We start from the raw sequence: 21,199 nt of genomic DNA on the forward strand, positions 1-21,199 counted from the left end.
AGCTTGTCGAAGGATAATTTGTTCATGATTCGACAAAACAGTGTTTTACCCTCTTGAGGGTTGAATTGGTGTGTGAGGGATAATTTTATGACAACTCCTTACTATCATAGATATTGTAAGAAGTCTATTGTAAAATAAAAAAATATTAGTTTTTAGTCAAATAATCAGCAACAAGCCATCCTTTGGGAGTTATTTGAATAGTTTTTCTTCTTTTGTCCCCTTCATCTTGAGTACTGACTAGTACACCAGCCTCTTCCATTGTTTTGATATGAGGTCTAAATGCAGGAATACTGTTGAAGCCAAATTCTTGAAAATCACTAGGTGAAAATATGCCTCCAATCTTTTGAGCATATTTAAATACTTCTATTAATCTTGGAGTAATTTGTGGTTTGAATGCCTGATAAGCTGCTTCACAAGTTATAGCAAACCAAGTTTCAAAAACAGTGTGTTTTTCATCATCTGAAGTTGGTAATTGATTATCTGCAATCCACTGGCAATAATCATCAGAGTAGCTGATTAAACTTCTCAAATTTCCATGCAAAACTTCATATAAAAAAATAAAATCTTTTTCGATCAATGGTAAATATGGTTCTGATGACAGCTTATAGGCATTGATACGAGATGATAATATTTGTCCAGCAAATACATCAGAAATTTCTCCAACTTCTACTGGTCGATGCAAATAACCATCTAATCTCGGTGACGAAGCAACACCAAGAATAATTCCTAATGCACCACACAATACCCATCTCAATCCATTAAGGGTTAAGAGTTCATCTCGTAATTGTTCCAAAATTTCACGAGCTTTTTCAGAGGATTGTAATAATTCCATATTATCAATTACGCAGACAACTCCACCATTTTCATTATCGGGAAAAATATCATTTAGCCAATTCATTATTAACTTTCTAAAGCCACTTCTTTCAAATCCTGATGATGTATTAGTCTCCGATGAAGCTCCCCCTTGAAGCCCAAAAACTGCACTTTGAATTCCAGCTTGATAAGTTGTTAATTGTGGAGAATTAAGCCATTTGTCGATAGATGAAGTTTGAATACTTAAACCATTTTCTCTTAATTCCTGGGCTTTATCAATAAGAGTTTGTGCAACTTCCATTAAAACATGATCAATGAAAGTCTGAATATCAATTTGCGGATTTAATTGAAAAATTTTATTGCATGGTATATACAATTTTCCAATACCATCTTTCATATAAGACTTGTATGCTTTGTAGGCAACTATATTAACTAAACTAGTTTTACCAACACCATTAAGCCCTTCAATAGTAGGAATTTTAGGAGGAGTAAATAATTTACGAGTAAGACTACTTATTTCAGTGTCACGACCTATCAATAATGACTCACCCATTGCATTTGGTGCTAAAGACATAGTTGAAAATGGAGTTTCTCTAAATCCCCAATCTTGATAAATATTCACTATATTCCTTTTGAATCATAAATATTTTAGTTACTATTTTTTAAATAGTATTTTCACATTGAATTTTATATTGTAACATAACTAATGTTCTCATTTTTCTTGCTTTTCAGAAACAGTATTTATAAATTTACCGTATAATAAACCCCTCTTCCGCTTCCGTGGCTCACTAAAACCCCAGTATCGCACAACTCTTTGAGATCACGTGCGGCGGTCGGTTTTGAGGTCTTGGCGATTGAAGCGTATTTGGCGGTTTTCATCCCCCCTTCGAATTTTTCAGGGAGAACATCGAGCATCTTCGTTAACACTTTACGTTGACGCTCATTGAGGCTGACATCTCGGAGACTTTCCCAAAACCGTGTTTTAAACTTAACCGCTTCCACTTTGACAAGGGCATCCGCTAACGCCGAATCCACCATCTGAACAAACCACGTAATCCATGCAGAAATGTCGCACTCAGAGCGGATACAAACACTATCAAGCTGTCCATAATACTCTCGCCGTCGTCGGTTGATCTCCGAAGCGGTGCTAATGAGGGTCGAGGGGATTGAGGATGAACGCGATAGGACAAAATCGCTGATCGCACGTGCCAATCGTCCGTTACCGTCATCGAAAGGGTGAATGAATAAAAACCACAAATGGGCAATCGAAGCTTTTATGAGAGGATCAAGCGACTCTTCGGTGTTCAACCACAACAAAAAGCGGTTCATCTCTGCTTCGATCATGTGAGCAGGCGGAGCGATATAGTGAACTTTTTCTTTTTCCCACGGCCCTGAGACGATTTTCATCTCTCCATCATTATCATCACGGTACGTTCCCGTGCGGATCGTTCTCAAACCCGATTGCCCTGTCGGGAAAAGAGCTTTATGCCATCGGAACAGCCGTTCGCTACTCAGAGTCCCCTCCCCTTTTTTCGCATCAACGAGCACTTCGACAAGTGCATCGGTTTGAGCTGTGGCATGAAGTTCATCGGGATTTTGGAGTGAAAGAGCTTTGTGTACCGAAGCGCGTACAGAGGAGCGTTGCAATACTTCTCCCTCGATCAGTGACGTCGCTATCGCCTCATCTTCGTATGCCGAGGCGATCATCTGCTCGCTTAATGTGTTTTGCATCAGGTTTTCAACCATCATCAGTTGTCCAAAACGGTGATACACCTGTGTGACATCAGGGAGGGTGTAGGTAAAGTGCGGCCAGCTATTACTCTGCCAAATCCATTTTTGATACGTTTCCATGGGATAATCATATCATATTTTGATATGATTAAAGATTCTACCCTCTATTTTTGATCATAAATATGAATTTCTCTCTGAGGAAAAGGGATGGTTATGTTCGCATTATTGAGCGCTTTGTAGACTGCCATATTCACATCATACTGATTTTTAAAGAAATTTCCCGTAGGGACCCAGTAGCGCATTCCGATTTCAACAGCATGATCTCCGAAATTTTGTATCCCGACGATCGATTTGTTTTCGCTGGAGAGGCTCCCAAACCCGTCTATGACATTTTTGATCAGTGCGATTGCTTTTTCGGCGTCATCATGGTACGAAATCCCGACACTCGATTCGACAATACGGTAGTTGAACGAGTTGACGATCACCTCGCCGATCATGTTTTTATTGGGGACGGTGATAATCTCTTCATCTTCGGTTCGCAGTGTCGTGTATCCCAGTTTGATCTCTTCGACGACACCGTAAACCTTGTTGACCAAAATAGTATCGCCGATTTTAAACGGTCGGGTAATCACGAGTGAAATGCCGGCGGCGAAGTTTGCCACCGTCCCTTGCAATGCCAAACCGGCGGTTAAAAAGACGGCACCGACCGCGGCAATAAACGGGGCAATCGAAATCCCAAGTTTTCCGATAGCGACAATGAACATCGCTCCAAATATCAGTATCCGAACAATATTTGCCGCAAATTTTCCCAACGTTACATCAAAATCATGCTTCTCAAAAAACTTTACCAGTGTGTTGTACGCGTATTTGGAGACAAACCACCCGATAACAACGATAATCACCGCACCGATGATTTGAAAACTGTAATTGGTCAAAAATGCGATCGTTTGATCATAAAACTCTTGAACATAATGCAATTCTTGATTCATGTGCTCTCTCCTTAGCAATTAAAAAGAATATTATGCCCTATTATTGTTCTCTACATCTCCCACGGAGCCCTCTTGCCCACATTGGCAAAGACGGGATTTCGAAAGGCGTATTTCAAATCTTCAGCAAGGTTGAGTAATCCGTGGTACCCGCCGTAACTCGTTTTTTTCTCCTGATTGACATCGATAAACGAGATTTTTTTCTTGATCGCCGTATAGAGGCTTCGCCCTCCGGCAAGGAGGATGTGTGCCCCCCTCTCATCGATCACTTTTCCCTGCTCCGAAGCGGGGGCTTTCATCAACACGCCGTTTTCACCCAGATACTCGCGTGCTTTGTCGATATCGTCCTGGGTCGATTTGGCGATGCTCGTCGCGACCACTTCGATCCCCAAATCCTGGAGTCCTGAGGCAATCGACCACGCTTTGTTCCCTCCGGTATTGAGTACCGCTTTTTTCCCCGAGAACATTTCGCGATAAGGGATAAGCGCCTCTTCCAGCTCCGATTCCGCTTCCGCGATCACCGTTTCGGCCCGCGCAATAAGTTCGGGATCACCCAGTGCGGTGACGATCTCACGGATAGCAAACGTCGTATCGCGCTTGCCGTAAAAAGAGACCGAAATCCACGGGATGCCGTACTGCTCTTGCATCTTTCGGGTCAAGGTAATCAGCGATTTGGCACACACAATGACATTGAGTTTCGCCCTATGCGCGCATCGAATGTCGCCGACCCGCCCGTCTCCGCTCATGGAGCTGAGAACTCGAATGCCGATTTTCTCGAATAGCGGTAAATACTGCCACATATCCCCCGTCACGTTGTAATCGCCGATCAGATTAATATCATAGGGGGTTGTCAATTCGGGCTCTTTGGTACCGATCAGATGTTCTAAAACCGCTTCGCCCGCGAGGCGTGAACCGAGGTTTTTACTCCCGACAAATCCGGCGGCATGGACAGGGACAACGGGGACACCGTGTTTTTCACTCCCGAGTTTACACGTCATATCGATATCATCCCCCATCAACGCCGTCACGCAGGTCGAATAGACAAAAATCGCTTCGGGTTTATAGTGTGTCATCACGTAATCGATCGAATCGGCCAGCCGTTTATCCCCGCCGAAGATAACATCGTTGGTATTGATCCCCGTCGTAAATCCCATCTGCGTATGATCCATTCCCTTGTACGACGTTTTTGTCTCACGGGTCTCCCATGAGGAACCCAAGCATGTTTGAGGGCCATGGACGAGATGGACGGCATCGGCATACGGGAACAAAGAGATTTGGGCACCGTCAAAAGCACATCCCCCTGCGGCAAGTCCGGGTTTGGGTTTGTCGCACCCTTCACCGGGTTTTTTATCTTTGCTGTGAGAGCAGGCACTCTCGTTCATGAGTTCTTTGATTTTAGCGCGGCTGACCATCGGATACTCCTTGAAGTGGTATATCGAATGGTATGCAACTCTTATGCGAGGAATGCGAATATTCGTACGAAGAATCGGCACTTTTTCTTCTGTATCTTTCCTGGTAGTTTCAAGCCTTCCCCTTCAAAATCACAACTCCCCACCCCCTCGCACAATATCCATTCCGTATTTCTCCCTCATTTTTGTGACGGCATCGGTGAGGCTTCTCATCTTGGTATCCGTTTCATATTCGAGGATATCCAGTGTTTTGTGATCATGATGAAGAAACTTCGTGGCACTCATGGCAATGTAGCGTATCGGGATGTGGGGATAGAGATCGAGTTCTTTGAACTTCTCATGGGCAAAGTGCTGAAGAAAAGATTCATTGAAGAGGCGATAAACCGTAAATTGTTTTTTTGAACTTCCCCAGTTTTCATACCCTAGAGAGAAAGAATAGGTGGTTGGGTTTACCCCCAATTTCATGATCGTATGACTCCAGTGCCTCACCATCACGCTGATACGTCTAAAGAGTTCATTTCTCTCTTTGACAGGATGGTCCATCGATCGGGACATTCCGATCCCCTTACGGCTTCTGCTGGGCTGAATCGGCTCATGATCATTACCGGTCAGTCTGCCGTACAGATCTCTCCCTCCTCTTCCCCAGGAGTTGATAAGGGTCTCGGATTTCCATGCGTTGCCGATGGTTCTGATACCGTATTGACCCATTTTTTGACTGAAGGCTTTGCCGACACCGGGGAACTCCTCGATGGGGATATTGTTAACAAATGCCTCGATTTCGTGTTGATGAACGACTCGGGTCCCGTAAGGCTTCGCCGTAGAGGTTGCCAGTTTGGCGATCCATTTCGAACTGCTAGCACCGATCGATACGGGGAGTTTGAACTGTATCATGATCTGTTCTTGGAGGTGTTTGATAAAACTCTCGGTCTCCTCTTCCTCTATCCATCCGCTGAGATCGCCGAACATCTCATCAATGCTGTATTGCTCCATCACCGGTATAACGGTAGAGAGATACTCCATCAGTTCATGACTGAGGGTATGGTACAGCAGATGATCGGGTGGGATGAGTATGAGATTCGGACAGCGCCGAAGCGCTTCATGGATACTCATCCCTGTCTTTACTCCAAAAGCTCTGGCTTCATAGCTTGCCGTAGTGACGATACCCCGGATCTTGTCACCATCGTTAAAATAATGGCTGGCATCATGCGGTGCATGAAAAAGAGAGGGGACAAAAGCACCGGAGTTGAGCGTCACCAGTTTTTTAGCCGAAGAGGGTTTACGATCAAAAATGAACGGATCACCCCGCCCGCCGACCACGATTCGTTTGCCAAGAAGAGAGGGATTTCGGAGCCGTTCGCACGACGCAAAAAAAGCGTCTAAATCTAAATGGATAATCATGAAGGGAATCATAGGACGAATACAAAAAGAATGACCGATTTATGTCAGGATGAAATACACTACTTACGATAATAGGACATGACCCCTTTACGCGCCTCTTCTGCCAACAGCACGATCACCGTCACGGCGCCAACCGCCCACCAGTAGATCGGATCAAACGGCGCCGTGCCGAAAATCGCACCCATCGGAGCGAAAAAAATCAAGAGAAGCAAAACCCCAAGCTCGACCGCCACCCCTCCCCAATAGTAGCGGTTATTCCACCATCCGATCGTAAACAACGACTCCCGAGAACTGCGACAGGAGAGGCCGTTGGCAATTTGGGCAAAGACGATGGCGGCAAAGGTCAAGGTCGTCGCTTGAAGAAACAGCGGATCACTCCATTCCAGCATCTCTCCCCCCCACCCGTGCGCTTTTAGATAGAACCAAAAAAGCCCCATCGACGCTATCGCCGTAATCAGCCCTAAAAATCCGAATGCACGAAAATAGACACTGGCATTCAAAATCCGTTCTTGTTTACTGCGGGGCTTTTTACTCATTAACCCTTCATGCGGCGATTCCAGCCCAAGCGCCAATCCAGGGACGATATCCGTCCCCAAATCGATCGCCAATACTAGGGGAACGGGAAGTGCCAACGGTAAACCCATCCAAAAGAAAAAAACATACGGAACCGCTTCGGGAAGGTTGCTGGAGAGCATGTAGGTGATGAAGCGGCGTATGTTTTCATAGATAGCACGCCCCTCTTCGATCCCTTTGACGATGGTGGCAAAATGGTCATCCATCAAGACGGCATCGGCCGATTGCTTCGCCACTTCCGTCCCTGAGCCCATCGCGATACCGACATCGGCTCTCTTGAGCGCGGGGGCATCGTTGACCCCATCCCCGGTAACGGCAACCGTCTCCCCCATCTCTTTGAGCAGCGTCACGAGGGTCAGTTTTTGCTCGGGAGAGACGCGGGCAAAAACATGATTGCGCCGTAACAGCCGCTTGATTGCCGCAATGGGAAGTTTTTCCAGATACTCTCCCGTCGTCACTTCCTCCTTTGAGGCAATAATCCCCGCTTTGATCCCGATCGCAGCAGCGGTGAGGGGATGATCCCCCGTCAGCATCAACACCCGGATTCCCGCTTTGTGGCACAATCCGACCGCCGCTTCGATATCCCCTTTCAGAGGATCGGCCATCGCGATAAATCCGATAAAAACCAATCCCTTCTCCGCTTCCTGACGTGATGAAGGGACTACGGCGCACTCTCTCGAAGCAAACGCGATCACCCGATATCCTGATGCGGCCAGCGTATCATGCTGATCCATCAGTTTTTGGTACTCTCCCTCCGTAATCGCTTTTTTCCCTTCGGGGGTAATGAGCTCATCGCACAAGGTAAGAATGACTTCCGGTGCCCCTTTGCAATAGATCGAAATCCCCTGAGACGTCGAATGAATCGTACTCATCCGCTTTAGATGATAGTCAAACGGATAATCGCCGATGAGGGGAACTTCGCTCCGTCGGCGTGCAACATCGGTATAGTTTCCGGCGAAATGGACCAATGCCTGCTCCACCGGATCACCGTTTTGCGCGTCGGCACGGTTGCACAACAGCGCCGCATCGAGTAAGGATAATGAGGGTTTTCCGATCTCCTCTTCATCCCATGCGGCTACTTCCATCTTGTTTTGGGTAATCGTCCCCGTTTTATCGGTCGCGATAACCGTCACGGCTCCCAGATTTTCGATGACGGAGAGGCCGTTGACCAAAAATCCTTTGGAAGCCATCCGCTGCGCCCCGAATGCCAAGGCCAGCGTGACGGTAGGAAGGAGTCCCTCAGGGATCAGGGCGACCAAAACCCCCAATGCAAACAAAAACGTTTTCCACAGTTCAACCCCGCCGACTCCGCCGATGACGATCAATCCCGCTGCAATGACAAACGATGTGAGGGCAATCACTTTGGAGATATGGGCGATTTCGCGCTGCAGATGACTTTCACCCGATTCCACGCTCTGGGTCAATACGGCGATCGTCCCATATCGGCTCTCTTTTCCCGTCGCATAAACGACCCCTCGCACATCTCCTTTGACCACATACGTCCCCGAGTACAGGAGGCTCTTGATATGCCCACTCCCGAGTGCATCGACCGACACGAGTTCACTCTCCCCCGTCAATGTACTCTCATTCACCCACACATCAAACGCACCAATGACGTAAATATCGGCAGGAACCTTATCCCCTTCCGAAAGAAGGACAATATCACCTGGAACCAGCTCTTCAGCCAATACCGTTTGCTCGACTGCCTGACGGCATACACGCACTTTTAAAGGGAGCATATTTCGCAGAGCATCAAGACTTTTTTCGGTACGAAACTCCTGATAAAAACCGAAGGCTCCATTCAATACGATCACGATCACAATCGCCCATCCGATGGGGAGCATATGGGAAGCGGGATCGATCCAGGCAATCGTAAAACTGATCACTGCCGCCGCCCACAGTAAAAGGGCAAAAAAATGGGTGAATTGGGCCGCTAATTTACTATACAGCGACTTTGTGGGTATTTTAGGGAGGGTATTGAGCCCGTATTGAAGATGTCTGCGCCGGACTTGATCCTCATTCAACCCATTTTCAGAGGTCTCAAATGCCGAAAATAATTCTAACAGGGTAATCGCAGCCTTCATCCGTTCCTATCTTCATTTATGGGATCGTGTTAATTTATTGTACACCAATATTACCTAAAAAAAATACATTCAATGCATACTTCTCTTCATCCTTTTTTGATCGTTCGACCTTTCTGGCCATTATTGATCATTTTTTAATCACTTATAGGTACGAATAATCATTGTTTTTACCTTACAATTATTTCAGATAAAAAAATCCTAATTAGGAGAAGAGATGAAATTCGGAGATTTAAAAAAAGAGGGACATTGGCCGACATTGTTTGCTGCCTTTTTGTATTTCGACTTTAGCTTTATGATGTGGACCATGCTGGGTCCTCTGGCTACCGAGATAAACGAGTCCTTAAGCCTGCGCGGCTTTTCAATGAATGATGATCAGACGGCGACACTCCTCGCCGTTCCCGTTTTAGCGGGGGCGATCTTGCGTCTGGTGTTAGGAATTTTCGTAGACAAATTCGGGCCGAAGAAAACGGCATTGGTATCACAGGTAATCGTTATCGCAACCCTATTCTATGGATATCTCGCTGCAGAGACAATTACGTATAATCAACTGTTGTTTGTTGCATTAGGTCTCGGGTTTGCCGGAGCGTCCTTTGCGGTAGCCCTGCCGCAAGCCGGCCAATGGTATCCGCCGCGTATGCAGGGAACCGTGCTAGGAATCGCGGGGGCAGGAAACATCGGGGTCGTTATCGACTTTTTATTTGCCCCTAAAATCGCTGAGATTTGGGGATGGCCTTCGGTCTTTCTCGTCGGTGCGGTATTATCATTTATCGTCCTGATCGCCTATATGTTTATGGCCAAAGATGCCCCCTCATCCGTCTATAAACCGAACCCGAAAAAACTCGGTGATTACCTCAAATTGATGCGTGACCGCGATACGTGGTGGTTTAACCTCTTTTATGCCGTCAGTTTCGGAGGGTTTATCGGATTTGCCAACTACATGAAAGTGTATCTGATGAATACCTACCAAGCCGATATGTCGGCCTTTGGTCTGAATGTCATGGATGAGGGAAATGTAAAAGTGATCGCCGGATATTTCGGTGCGCTCTGTATCTTTGCCGGTGCATTGCTCCGTCCGGTGGGGGGAGCCATCGCCGATAAAATGGGGGGAATTAAATCGCTTTATGTCTTTTATGGCAGTATTGTAGTGCTCGCGCTTATCAGTGCCCTGGTTGCTCTTCCGTTTTGGGCGGCGATTGTCGTGATGTTTTTGATTATGGCGAATTTGGGAATGGCGAACGGTTCGGTGTTCCAACTTGTACCGCAGCGTTTCGGTAAAGACATCGGTGTGATGACGGGTCTGATCGGTATGGCCGGAGGTTTAGGCGGAACGGCATTAATCAAAACCTTCGGATGGTCACAGGGGGCATTTGACGGCTACACGGCCGGATTTATTATCTTTGCGGTGATGACCATGATTGCCATCTCAGGGATCAGTCTGGTCAAAACGCGATGGCGTACAACGTGGGGTGCCACATCAGGGGCACGCATATAATGAAACAATCGTACTTTTCTTTTTCACAAGAAAAGTACCAAAAGAAAATCGCCCCCTCACCAAAACGCTAGCGGTACGCTTGTGCACTACTGCACGCGACCTTGCTTTTGGTGTGGTTCGGGGGCAAATAATTATTTCTGCGAAGGATTTGTATGCTCTCTCTCCAATCTTCCGAATTCATCCTCCCCAAAGACGCCACCACAGGCGATGATGCGTGTGCCTTTACGATCATCGACAATGCTCTGCTCGTAAGCGTGTTATGCGATGGGGTCGGAAGTGCGGCACGCGGAGGGACTGCCGCACGCCAGTGCGTCAAATTTTTCATCGATCAGTTCAAAAACCGCCCGAAGGCTTGGGATATCCCCAAAACGATGGAGGTCTTTACCCGCCATATCAATTCTCTGCTCTTTAAAGAATCGATGACACAGTACGGAAAGATCGAACTCCTCACGACACTCTGCCTCGCGGTAATCGAGGGAGAGACCCTCTACACCCTCAATCTGGGGGATTCACGTATTTATCTACTGAAAAAAGAGGGAGAACTTCGCCGGCTCAGTACAGATCATACGATGGATGATGAATACATGTCTCATGTCCTGACGCAGGCATGCGGTTTGAGTGAAAATATCGATCCTGTTATACATACCGCACCTGTGGCTATCGGAGATACACTCATACTTTGCAGTGACGGGGTTTACAATCTTTTAGAAGAGAGAACCTTTGCCGATTTGGTACACAAAGGATTAGGTGCCTCAACTATCATCCATCATGCCGCCCAAAATTGCGAAGCGAAGAATCGGGATGATATGTCACTCCAAATTTTTCATATTGAATCGCTCGATCTTCTTCATGCCCTTAAAAATGCCCCTCTGATCATCCCTGAAACACTCTATGAGGGACAAATCATCGATGGGCATACCCTTTTTTCACCCATGATGGAACACCGCCGTATTTGGAAAGTTCTCAAAGAATCAGAATTTTACGTGATGAAATTTCCCCTCAGCAATGATGACGAAGCGCTGGATGCCTTTGTCCGTGAGGCGTGGTACGCCAAACAGATCACCCACAAAGCGTTTCCTCATGCATGGATTCCGCAGGAACGCAGTATGCGCTATTATCTGATGGATCTGCTGGAAGGGGTAAATTTACAAGAGTATCTCAAAAACCGCCCTCTTTCCGTTGATAACGCCATCGCACTGGGAAAATTCCTCCATCGCGCCGAAGCGCATCTGCTTCATTTGGGACTTGTTCATGGCGATATCAAACCCGAGAACATCCTCGTCTATCAGCGTGACGGAGAAGCGGGGGTTGAATTTAAAATGGTCGATTTCGGCTCCATCGTCGAGATCTTTTCGCTCAATAATCGAGCCGGAACCCCCACCTATCTCGCACCCGAGCGGTTTAGCGAAAGCGTCATCAATGAAGCCACGGAGATTTTTTCCATCGGCGTAACCCTCTATTGGGCACTCACCCTAAAATTCCCCTACGGAGAGATTGAGCCGTTTCAAACTCCCTCATTTTCTCAGCCGAAACGCCCTTCCAAATTCAACAGCAATATCCCATTGTGGCTTGATTCGATTATCATGCGGGCCATCAGCATCGATCCCACTCAGCGCTATACCCACTATTCTGAGTTTTTTTACGAACTCAAAGCTCCGGAGAAAGTCAAACCGTTTTTTTCCAAAACCACACCGCTGATCGAACGCGCTCCGATTACGTTTTATAAAATCGGCTTTATCCTTCTGCTCTTTCTCGAAATCGCAACGTTTTATCTCTATGTGACCAAATAAACAGGGCGGAAATCATCCTGAAATGTTGATTCCGATTCGGTTTCTTCCATTGTTTTTAGCATGGTAAAGCCCCTGATCGGCACGCTTGAACAGATCTGAAAACGTATCCGTGTTTTCAAAAGTACTGATTCCCAAACTGATGGTAATATCCCCTGCTTCTCTAAAATCAGCCCGCTCAACCGCACTGCGCAATTTTTCAGCCAGAATTCGGATATTGTCCAAATCCGTATTGGGGCTGAGTACCAGAAATTCTTCCCCGCCCCATCGCGCGAAAATATCGATTTTTCGGATATTCGCCTGCACGATATCAGCCAAACGTTTGAGTACACTATCTCCAATATCATGGCCGTAGGTATCATTCACCGATTTAAAGTGATCGATATCGATCAATATCATGGAGAGCGGATGTCCGAATCGGCGGGACCGCTCGCTTTCGAGGGTAAAAAGCTTTTCAAATTTATGGCGATTATAGATACCGGTGAGATTATCGATGGTAGCGATACGCTCGATTTCCTGATGCAGCATCGTCTCTTGGGTAACATCTTTTCCCGTTGAGATGAATCCGACAATCTGTTGATGGTCATCTTTGAGGGGAGTGATGGTTTTTTTCTCATAATACAAATCACCGTTTTTCTTCCGATTGATCAGGGTATTGCGATACACCTCTCCGCTAAGAATCGTTGTCCAGAGTTCTTTGTAAAATTCGCGATCATGCATCCCCGATTTTGAAATGCGCTAATTTTGTCCAATCACTTCCTCTTGCGTATAGCCGGTATGACGACAATACGCACCGTTCACATACGAAATGTTCCCGACTTTGTCGGTAATGTACACAATATCATCAATCTGTTCTATCGCTTTGGAAAGTTTGTCCGCCTCGTTCTGAACCTTTTTTTGATCCGTAATATCCCGAGCGGTTGAGAGTACTCCGGTGGGTCTTCCCTCTTCATCCTTAAGTGTTTGGCACCACCATGCCAACAGACGTTTTTCGCCATCACGGCGCCGCTGCCAGCTTTCGACGTAAACCGCTTGATTTTCGTCCGTAACGAGCGGCTGAACCATCGCGTAGGTACCTTGTTCCCCTTCGAAATAGAACGACGCCTCTTTGCCGATCACCTCTTCTCCGAAGAACTCGATCCCGATATCGTTTGCCCATACATACCGTTTATCACTATCGACTTGCATGATCATGTCGGGAACGGAGTGTAAAATCCCCTCCGTTCTGCGATGAAGATCCGATAACTCTTGAATCGCCAGCTGCTTTTTTCGGTAAAGGAATGCTAACGTAAAACTCCCGATCCCTACCGCTGCCAGCCCCAGTAGGGTGAATAGGGAGAAATAGATTAACATCGTATTCGTCTTAACATAGAGTTTATCCGAAGGGAGCAATATTACGGCTTTCCATACCGATTTCTTGTCATTTGGATGAATTATTCCTAACGCATTGACTAACGGATGAACCGTCGTAAATGTCCACAACCCTTGTTCATCGACAAATTGCCCCTCTTCTGCTTTTGCAATACGCTGCCATGCCGATGGATAACGATGCGAGAGAGATAAATCGTCGCGATTAAACATAAACCCCCATTCATCGCTTTTTTTCATCCCTTTGAGCCAATACCCCTCACCATTGAGCAGCATAGCGTCCCCGTTAGATATGGCTGTAACTTCGGCGAATTTTTGAATCAGTTCGTCGCCCAGATAATTAATAATAAAAATCCCCTTCTTATCCCCCTCTTTGTTCACAATCGGGGTGGCGGCACGGATCATCGGCTTGTAAGGGACCTCTATTTTCTCATGATCAATATTCAAATCAAAAAGAGAAAAATAAGTTTCACCTTCCCGAAATTGCATTGCTTCAGAAACATAGTAGCGATTTTTCTTATTTTGAAGTTCCTCGGAGGGAATGAAAGTAGGAAAGCCGTTATTAAAATTGATCCGAAGCCGTTCCATTCCGCTTTCGTCAATCCATCGCAGCTGATCATAGACACGGCGATTTTGCATCAGTAATTTAAAATCATACGTAAGGTGTTTCAGATTTTCAGACGAACCCGTAGCAATATAATCCTCAAAATCATGATACTGAGAAAGATACTGAACATCGTTCTTGAGTTTATCCAAAGCTTGCAGCATAGCGCTTTTCCCCATCTTGACCACGGTGCGTTCATGCAATGCAACAATCCGGAATTCCTGTTTTTTTTCAGCCTGATAGCTGTACACAGCAATCCCGATTATCCCCACTGCCAAGGGGACAAAAAGAACTGCAAGTTGAAAAAAAAAGTTTTTACGGCGCCATTTGAAAAAATTCTTTACCATTTACATCGCTTTCTACATAAGAGTCTCGAATGTATAACAATACTATATCTAATTCTATTCTCATGGTGCTGTATTATTAATAATTGAACTCTCTGAATTAATTTATTAGATCCAAATTCAGACGAATGGGTTTTACCTAAACGATGTTATAATATTTTACATAGAGTCAATGATGTCAAAAGTCCGGAAAAAGGTTTTTTTTAAATGCCAGGATCTCTCTTTTCTTTTTCAGCCGGCACCTCTCGAACACAAGAATGGAAAGTCGGAATATTTATTTTCCTCCTAACCGCCATCCTATCCGCAAGCGTGATTTGGCATTTTGATGGTATGCGGGTAAACGAGATGAAGCATAAAATCAGACATCTTGCCGATGAAAATGCTTTTCGTTTAAATAAAAACATCGATCAGATTATGACATTGAGCTATCCGATCGCTTCAACGGTTCAGGAAGACGGAAGTACGAAGGATTTTGAATTTATCGCCAAAAAAATCATTGCCCACTATCCTCTGATTTCCGAAATCGCCCTTGTTCCCGACGGCATCATCGAACATGTTGTCCCCCTTGAAGGAAATAAAAAAGCAGTAGGATTCAATCTGCTTACCGATCCGCAGCAGCAAACCGAAGCACTCATGGCACGCGAAAGCGGGAAACTGACTCTGGCCGGACCGCTGCATCTGGTACAAGGAGGAGAAGGGATTGTTGGCCGTCTGCCCATCTACAGAGGAGAGAGCAAAAAATTCTGGGGGTTTGTCCTCATCGTCATCCATTTCCCCGAAATTCTTCATGCGACTACGTTGGATAACCTCACCGATAGTGGATATCAGTATACCCTCTCCCGTATCCATCCAAACACCAACCGCTTACAGGTCATTTCCGCTTCGAGCACTGGAGCGTTGGATCATCCTGTCGAAACGGTCATTAAACTCCCGAATGCCGACTGGACACTGAGCATTGCACCTACTGAGGGGTGGCACGATCAGTGGCTTTTAGCTCTTGAAGCGGCACTGGGGATCTTTATCAGCCTTTTGATGGGATACATTGCCAAACAATACGCCGAACTCCAAAACCACCGTCGTTTCCTTGAAAAACGGGTTGAAGAACGCACCTCTGAGATTTCGGAAACCAAAAATCAGCTCCATACGCTGCTCGACACGATCCCAGACCTGATATGGCTTAAAAACAGTGAGGGTGTCTATCTCCTGTGCAATCCAATGTTTGAACGCTTTTTCGGAGCCAAAGAGGAGGAGATCGTCGGAAAAACCGATTACGATTTTGTTGACAAAGAACTGGCCGATTTTTTCCGGAAAAAAGACCGTTTAGCGATGGAGGGCAACACGCTAAGCATCAATGAAGAGTGGGTTACCTTTGCCAATGATGGCCATCATGCCCTGCTGGAGACCATCAAAACTCCCATGATTGATGAAACGGGTACACTGATGGGTATTTTGGGCATTGCCCGCGATATCACGCAGCGGCACAATCATGAGATACGTATCGAACAGCTCTCCCATCTCTATGCAGCTCTCAGTCACTGTAACAAAGCCATTGTCCGTTCCGCGACTCCTGAAGAACTTTTTCGTAAAGTGTGCAAAGGGATCGTCTCGGATATCGGGATCACGATGGCGTGGATCGGTCTTATCGATCCACAAAGCAGACTGATCCGTCCCGCTGCCTCGTATGGGGACGCTAAACATTACCTTAAGGGAATTGAAATCTCTACCCTTGCCGATACCCCCTCCGGCAAAGGGCCGACCGGGACCGCTGTTCGTGAAAATCGTCCCTATTGGTGTCAGGATTTTCTAAACGATCCCGCTACGACCCTTTGGCATGAACGGGGCAATGCCGTAGGATGGAAAGCCTCCGCCGCATTGCCGATTCATCTCTACGGTGAGGTAATAGGCGCTTTCATGGTCTATGCGGACAAACGCAATGCGTTTGACACGTCAAGTCAGGAATTGCTGATCGAAATGGCGATGGACATCAGTTTTGCAATGGAAAATTTTGATCGTGAAACCAAACGTCAAATGGCAGAAGAGCATTTGCTCCATACGGAAAAACTTCTCGAAGAAATGAGTGAGATGGCCCATGTCGGCGGATGGGAATTTGATATTCAAAGCGGTGAAGGTTCATGGACCGCCGAAGTGGCCCGTATCCACGATATGGATCCCCATTCTGCTGCAGACATGGCGATGGGACTGAGCGTCTACGAAGGGGAATGGCTCGAAAAAATAAAAACGGCCCTCGATGACGCCATTCACAAAGCCCTCCCCTATGATCTGGAACTTCAGATGACAACGCACTTAGGGAACCAAAAATGGGTTCGAACCATCGGTGTTCCGGTGATTGAAAAAGATAGGGTGGTTCGTGTACGCGGTTCGATGCAGGACATTACCGCACAAAAATCAGCCGAAGAAAAAGTGCACTGGCTTGCCCATTTCGATCCCCTTACGGGATTACCTAACCGTACACTGCTCAACGACCGCCTCAATTACGCTATCCGCATCGCCTATCGTACCCAAGGCTCGGTAGCCTTGCTCTATCTGGATCTGGATCATTTCAAAAATATCAACGATACCCTCGGACATCATATCGGCGATGAGCTGCTGGTTCAGGTCGCTTTGCGTATCCAATCGCTAATCCGTGAAGCCGATACCCTCTCACGCCAGGGGGGCGATGAATTTATGATTCTTCTATCCGCGACGGATGCCGACGGTGCAGCGCACGTTGCCGAAAAATTGATTGAAAGCATTTCAGAACCCTATGAAATACACCATCATGAACTCTCTGTCACCCCCTCTATCGGAATAGCACTCTATCCGATCGACGGAGTCAATCTCACCGTCCTCTCCCAATCCGCCGACGCGGCAATGTACCGGGCCAAACATGACGGACGAAACTGCTACCGTTTTTTCGCCCCGGAAATCCAAGAGCGTTCAGCCCGAAATTTGGAACTTGAAAATGCCCTTCGGCATGCACTCTCACGCAATCAACTGGAGCTATACTATCAGCCTCAACTCTCGATAAGCACAGAGCGTCTTATCGGTGCGGAAGCACTGCTGCGCTGGAACCATCCGACGCTGGGAATGGTTTCTCCGGCAGAATTTATCCCGATCGCGGAAGAAAGCGGCCAAATCATCGCCATAGGCGAATGGGTTCTCCGCCGTGCTCTCGGACAATTAAAAGCATGGTTAGATGAGGGGATTGAGCCGTTTATCATGGCCGTCAACCTCTCTGCCATCCAATTTCGACACCCGAAATTGGTTTCCCTGGTTTTAGGTATCCTCGAAGAGCTGCAACTTCCTGCAGAATACCTCGAACTGGAGCTCACCGAACGAATCGCCTCTGAGAACCCTCTGCAAGCCATCGAGATCATGAATACCCTCTATGATCATGGCATACGGATGTCCATCGATGATTTCGGAACCGGTTACTCTTCACTCAACTACCTCAAAAAATTTCGGGTCTATAAACTGAAAATTGATCAATCGTTCGTCCGTGATATTACCGATAATCCTGAAGATAAAACCATCGTCAATACAATTATCAATATGGCACACAGTCTAAACATGATCACCATCGCCGAGGGGGTAGAGACAGCTGAGCAACTGGATTTGCTTCGTCAAAGCGGGTGCAACGAAGTGCAAGGGTATTATTTCAGCAAGCCCCTCCCCGCTCAAGAATTTGAACGTTATCACGCTTCATTGCAATAACGCGTTAAAACTTCGGAATTATCGTAGCAAATAGAGCAATTTAGGGGATATGAATAGGCACTGTATTATAATTCCGATTATTAATCCTCATTAGGTGATTTAACGATGCTTTCATCCGCTTGCCAAGACACCATCCGAGCTGCCGTATGGCTCTCCACCAAACCTTCCGGTGAGTTTCACCGGATACAAGAGATCAGCGATGCCTTGGAACTGCCGTTTCATTTCATGGCTAAATCGCTGCAGAAACTGGTACATGCAGGGATTTTACTCTCCCAACGGGGGGCATCCGGAGGGGTTTCCCTCGCGCGTGAAGCATCCGATATCACCCTCCTCTCGATCATCGAAGCGGTAGACGGAACGACCTTTTTCGATGCCTGCGTCCTCGGAATCGGAGACTGTGAAGCCGAAAAACCGTGCGCTCTTCATGCCCAATGGGATGTATGGCGCCAAGAGATGCTCGAAATGTATGCCGCTATGCGCCTGAGTGAAATCACCGAAGATGTGATGCAGCGCCGAATCAAACGGATTTGATCTAATAGATATCTAAATGTAATCCAGTGATTATCAAAGTCGCTTGATATCTTTTTCAAGTTCTTGAAAGCTCTCCAGTTTTTGAAATTCTTTTTGGGTAATTTTGTATTTTTCATACTCTAGTGCCGATTTTTCCAGAGCCATTTGGTGGCTGATTTTTCCTGCATGGGTCAAAAGTTCTCGACCATTAAGCGATATGATGACATCGAGTCTTTGTATCCAATCTCTCATATGCATCGGCTGCTGTTGCATTGCCATCGTTTCAGCAAAAGCCAAATATTGCTCTACTAAAAGTCCCAAAAGTTTTATCTCTTCCTCATTAAGGAAATTTTTAGCGATACTGATATCTTTTTTGGTGATATTTTTGCTCTCTTTGTCAAACGATTGCATCCCCAAAAGCGGTAAATTCACATCGACTCGGTTATGTACCAATTCTGCCGCAGTTTGAGAGGATATCGCCCAAAGAAGTTTATTTTGAACGATTTTAAAAAACTCTACCGTTTTTTCATCTTTTGGGTCATAGTCGATGCTGGTCATATAAATATCTTTGATTTTTTGGTAAAAAAATCGCTCGGATATTCGTATCTCTCGAAGTCTTTTTTGAAGCTCGTCAAAATAGCCCATATTTGAGCCGTTTTTAAATCGCTCATCATTAAGAACAAACCCTTTTGTGATGTACTCATTGAGCTTTTGCGTCGCCCATATCCTAAATTTCGTCCCCTGAGGAGATTTAACCCGAAACCCTATGGCGATAATCATATCAAGATTATAATGGCTGACATCATAATTTTTACCGTCATTTGCAGTTGTTCGGAAATTCCGAACAACTGATTTGTCATCTAGTTCACCCTCTTCGAAAATATTTTTGATGTGTTCACTTATCGTAGATTTAGCCTTGCCAAAAAGTTCACAGATTTGGGCTTGACTGAGCCAGATTGAATTCTCTTCAAAAACTACATCAACTTTGATATCGCCGCTGTCGTTTTGATAGATAAGGATTTGGCTCATATAGTTTCCTCTTGTTTAACCAAAGAATGTTTTATAGTACTGTACCACTCTCTCAGATATTGCGTATAATGGTTCAAAGAGATGTTTAAACTATCAAATTTATCAATCCAGTATAGTGCTTTTTTTTGATTATTTTGAAACTGCATGAAAAACCATGCCAATGCTATTAAAAACTCCTTATTTCCGCATGTTTTCCAATGTTTTTCAAGTAACATATCTGCTTTATTCAGATAAATATTTATATCATTCTTATAAATATTGATAATTTCCATACAATTGGTTTGTTTCCAGTAACTATGTATTTCATCCATCCAGTGAAATATTTCATCTATTTGCTGCACTTCATTGTTGACATCTTCCCATATACGGATTATCTCTTCTATATAGTGTACTAAAACTTTTAAATCATTTATCAGTTCTTGTGGATTTGCAGGAAAAGTCATTTTGACTTTTTGTAATTCGATCAGCTGTTTTAGCCAAAATACTCTCACTATGGATAAACTTGATTCGATCTTTTTTAGTTCATCCGTAATTGCATCTTTCAATGATAAATTCCAAGCGATGGTCGATATAAAATATTCTATCCACTGAATTTCATACGGATGGGTTGTGATTTTTTGTATCAATACATGTCTAAATTCCTGCATTATTCTAAGCTTTTCAAGAAGGGAAAAATCATCTTTTTGATGTTGTAATTTAGTAAACACTTTTTTAAAACTGTGATCAAACTCTATGCTGTCGTTGTATCTCATCCGAAGTTCAGAGAGTTCCAAAATGAATGTTTCTTTATCATTTTGTGTATTAAGAAAATTATCCTCAATAATCTTGTAGCTTTGCGCTAATAAAACTTTATCGTCAATTTGTCTTGCATAGTGTATTAGGCCATTTGCATACTGTACAAGCTGTTCAGCATCATTTTTATCTACTATATGCCAGTAAGCTTCTAAAAGACTGCTTCCTTTTTTAAGTTCTTTTTGTTTTGCGTGTTTTATAAGTAGGTTATGGATTACAATAGGAAAGAACTTTGCATCGGGTTTCGTTTTCAAAAGTTCGAACGCTTTTTCATAAAATGCTTGAGCTGAAAGATGATTGTTTCGCATCTCTTCTATACGTGCTATATTATTGTACGCTTGGAGTTTCAAGGTAATATCTATAGTGTTTTCAATAACTGTTTCAAGTTCATTGATAGCTTTGGATAAATCAAAAGTGATTTCAAAATAAAAAGCTTTTAAAAGTCCGTAAAAATATTTTTCTTTAGGATGATTTTCTATGTTGTAAGAGAGCTCGTCCATCATATCGACGAATCTTTTATTATTTCCCACATCAAAAAAAAGTTTTGCCAAAAGCAAGTTTACCT

General features: G+C 45.1%; 14 protein-coding genes. 4 read left to right on the forward strand and 10 right to left on the reverse strand.

The window, feature by feature from the left end:
* Nucleotides 1-145 precede the first annotated feature (145 nt).
* The 6 genes from WB308_RS11650 to WB308_RS11675 form a co-directional block, all read right to left on the reverse strand.
* Complete coding sequence (locus WB308_RS11650; RefSeq protein WP_424191712.1) at nucleotides 146-1,435, reverse strand: hypothetical protein; 1,290 nt, start codon at nucleotides 1,433-1,435, stop codon at nucleotides 146-148.
* Between the two features lie 119 nt (nucleotides 1,436-1,554).
* Complete coding sequence (locus tag WB308_RS11655) at nucleotides 1,555-2,664, reverse strand: DUF4172 domain-containing protein (protein ID WP_424191714.1); 1,110 nt, start codon at nucleotides 2,662-2,664, stop codon at nucleotides 1,555-1,557.
* A gap of 44 nt (nucleotides 2,665-2,708) precedes the next feature.
* Complete coding sequence (locus WB308_RS11660; protein WP_424191716.1) at nucleotides 2,709-3,533, reverse strand: mechanosensitive ion channel family protein; 825 nt, start codon at nucleotides 3,531-3,533, stop codon at nucleotides 2,709-2,711.
* Nucleotides 3,534-3,583: 50 nt separating this feature from the next.
* A complete protein-coding gene (gene nifE, locus WB308_RS11665; protein ID WP_424191718.1) occupies nucleotides 3,584-4,942 on the reverse strand; it encodes a nitrogenase iron-molybdenum cofactor biosynthesis protein NifE in 1,359 nt (452 codons plus the stop codon).
* Nucleotides 4,943-5,071: 129 nt separating this feature from the next.
* Nucleotides 5,072-6,337 (reverse strand): DNA polymerase Y family protein, encoded by a 1,266-nt coding sequence (locus WB308_RS11670; protein WP_424191720.1) that lies wholly within the window; start codon nucleotides 6,335-6,337, stop codon nucleotides 5,072-5,074.
* 59 nt (nucleotides 6,338-6,396) lie between these two features.
* Nucleotides 6,397-8,994 (reverse strand): cation-translocating P-type ATPase, encoded by a 2,598-nt coding sequence (locus tag WB308_RS11675; protein ID WP_424191722.1) that lies wholly within the window; start codon nucleotides 8,992-8,994, stop codon nucleotides 6,397-6,399.
* 214 nt (nucleotides 8,995-9,208) lie between these two features.
* On the opposite strand from WB308_RS11675, the gene WB308_RS11680 reads away from it, so the two are divergent.
* Nucleotides 9,209-10,486: an MFS transporter gene (locus WB308_RS11680; RefSeq protein WP_424191724.1), complete on the forward strand. Its 1,278-nt coding sequence runs from the start codon at nucleotides 9,209-9,211 to the stop codon at nucleotides 10,484-10,486.
* A 152-nt stretch (nucleotides 10,487-10,638) separates the two neighbouring features.
* The gene (locus tag WB308_RS11685) at nucleotides 10,639-12,276 is read left to right on the forward strand and encodes a protein kinase domain-containing protein (protein ID WP_424191726.1); all 1,638 of its coding nucleotides are present in this window, start codon (nucleotides 10,639-10,641) and stop codon (nucleotides 12,274-12,276) included.
* Nucleotides 12,277-12,288: 12 nt separating this feature from the next.
* Here WB308_RS11685 and WB308_RS11690 read toward each other — a convergent pair whose 3' ends face one another.
* Both WB308_RS11690 and WB308_RS11695 read right to left on the reverse strand, forming a co-directional pair.
* Entirely contained in the window at nucleotides 12,289-12,993 is a 705-nt protein-coding gene (locus WB308_RS11690; protein WP_424191728.1) for a sensor domain-containing diguanylate cyclase, read from the reverse strand.
* Nucleotides 12,994-13,011: 18 nt separating this feature from the next.
* The gene (locus tag WB308_RS11695; RefSeq protein ID WP_424191730.1) at nucleotides 13,012-14,592 is read right to left on the reverse strand and encodes a PAS domain S-box protein; all 1,581 of its coding nucleotides are present in this window, start codon (nucleotides 14,590-14,592) and stop codon (nucleotides 13,012-13,014) included.
* A 342-nt stretch (nucleotides 14,593-14,934) separates the two neighbouring features.
* Here WB308_RS11695 and WB308_RS11700 point away from each other — a divergent pair, with 342 nt between their 5' ends.
* Nucleotides 14,935-18,303 (forward strand): bifunctional diguanylate cyclase/phosphodiesterase, encoded by a 3,369-nt coding sequence (locus WB308_RS11700; RefSeq protein ID WP_424191732.1) that lies wholly within the window; start codon nucleotides 14,935-14,937, stop codon nucleotides 18,301-18,303.
* Nucleotides 18,304-18,408: 105 nt separating this feature from the next.
* On the forward strand, nucleotides 18,409-18,834 hold the full coding sequence (locus WB308_RS11705; RefSeq protein ID WP_424191735.1) for an RrF2 family transcriptional regulator: 426 nt from the start codon (nucleotides 18,409-18,411) through the stop codon (nucleotides 18,832-18,834).
* A 33-nt stretch (nucleotides 18,835-18,867) separates the two neighbouring features.
* On the opposite strand, the gene WB308_RS11710 is transcribed toward WB308_RS11705, so the two are convergent.
* Nucleotides 18,868-19,842: a virulence RhuM family protein gene (locus WB308_RS11710; protein WP_424191737.1), complete on the reverse strand. Its 975-nt coding sequence runs from the start codon at nucleotides 19,840-19,842 to the stop codon at nucleotides 18,868-18,870.
* Nucleotides 19,839-21,199 (reverse strand): hypothetical protein (locus tag WB308_RS11715; RefSeq protein WP_424191739.1); only part of this gene is annotated, 1,361 nt, incomplete at its 5' end. The genes WB308_RS11710 and WB308_RS11715, both read right to left, overlap by 4 nt.

This window comes from Sulfuricurvum sp. (genome assembly GCF_049587615.1).
In the GTDB taxonomy this organism is placed as follows: domain Bacteria; phylum Campylobacterota; class Campylobacteria; order Campylobacterales; family Sulfurimonadaceae; genus Sulfuricurvum.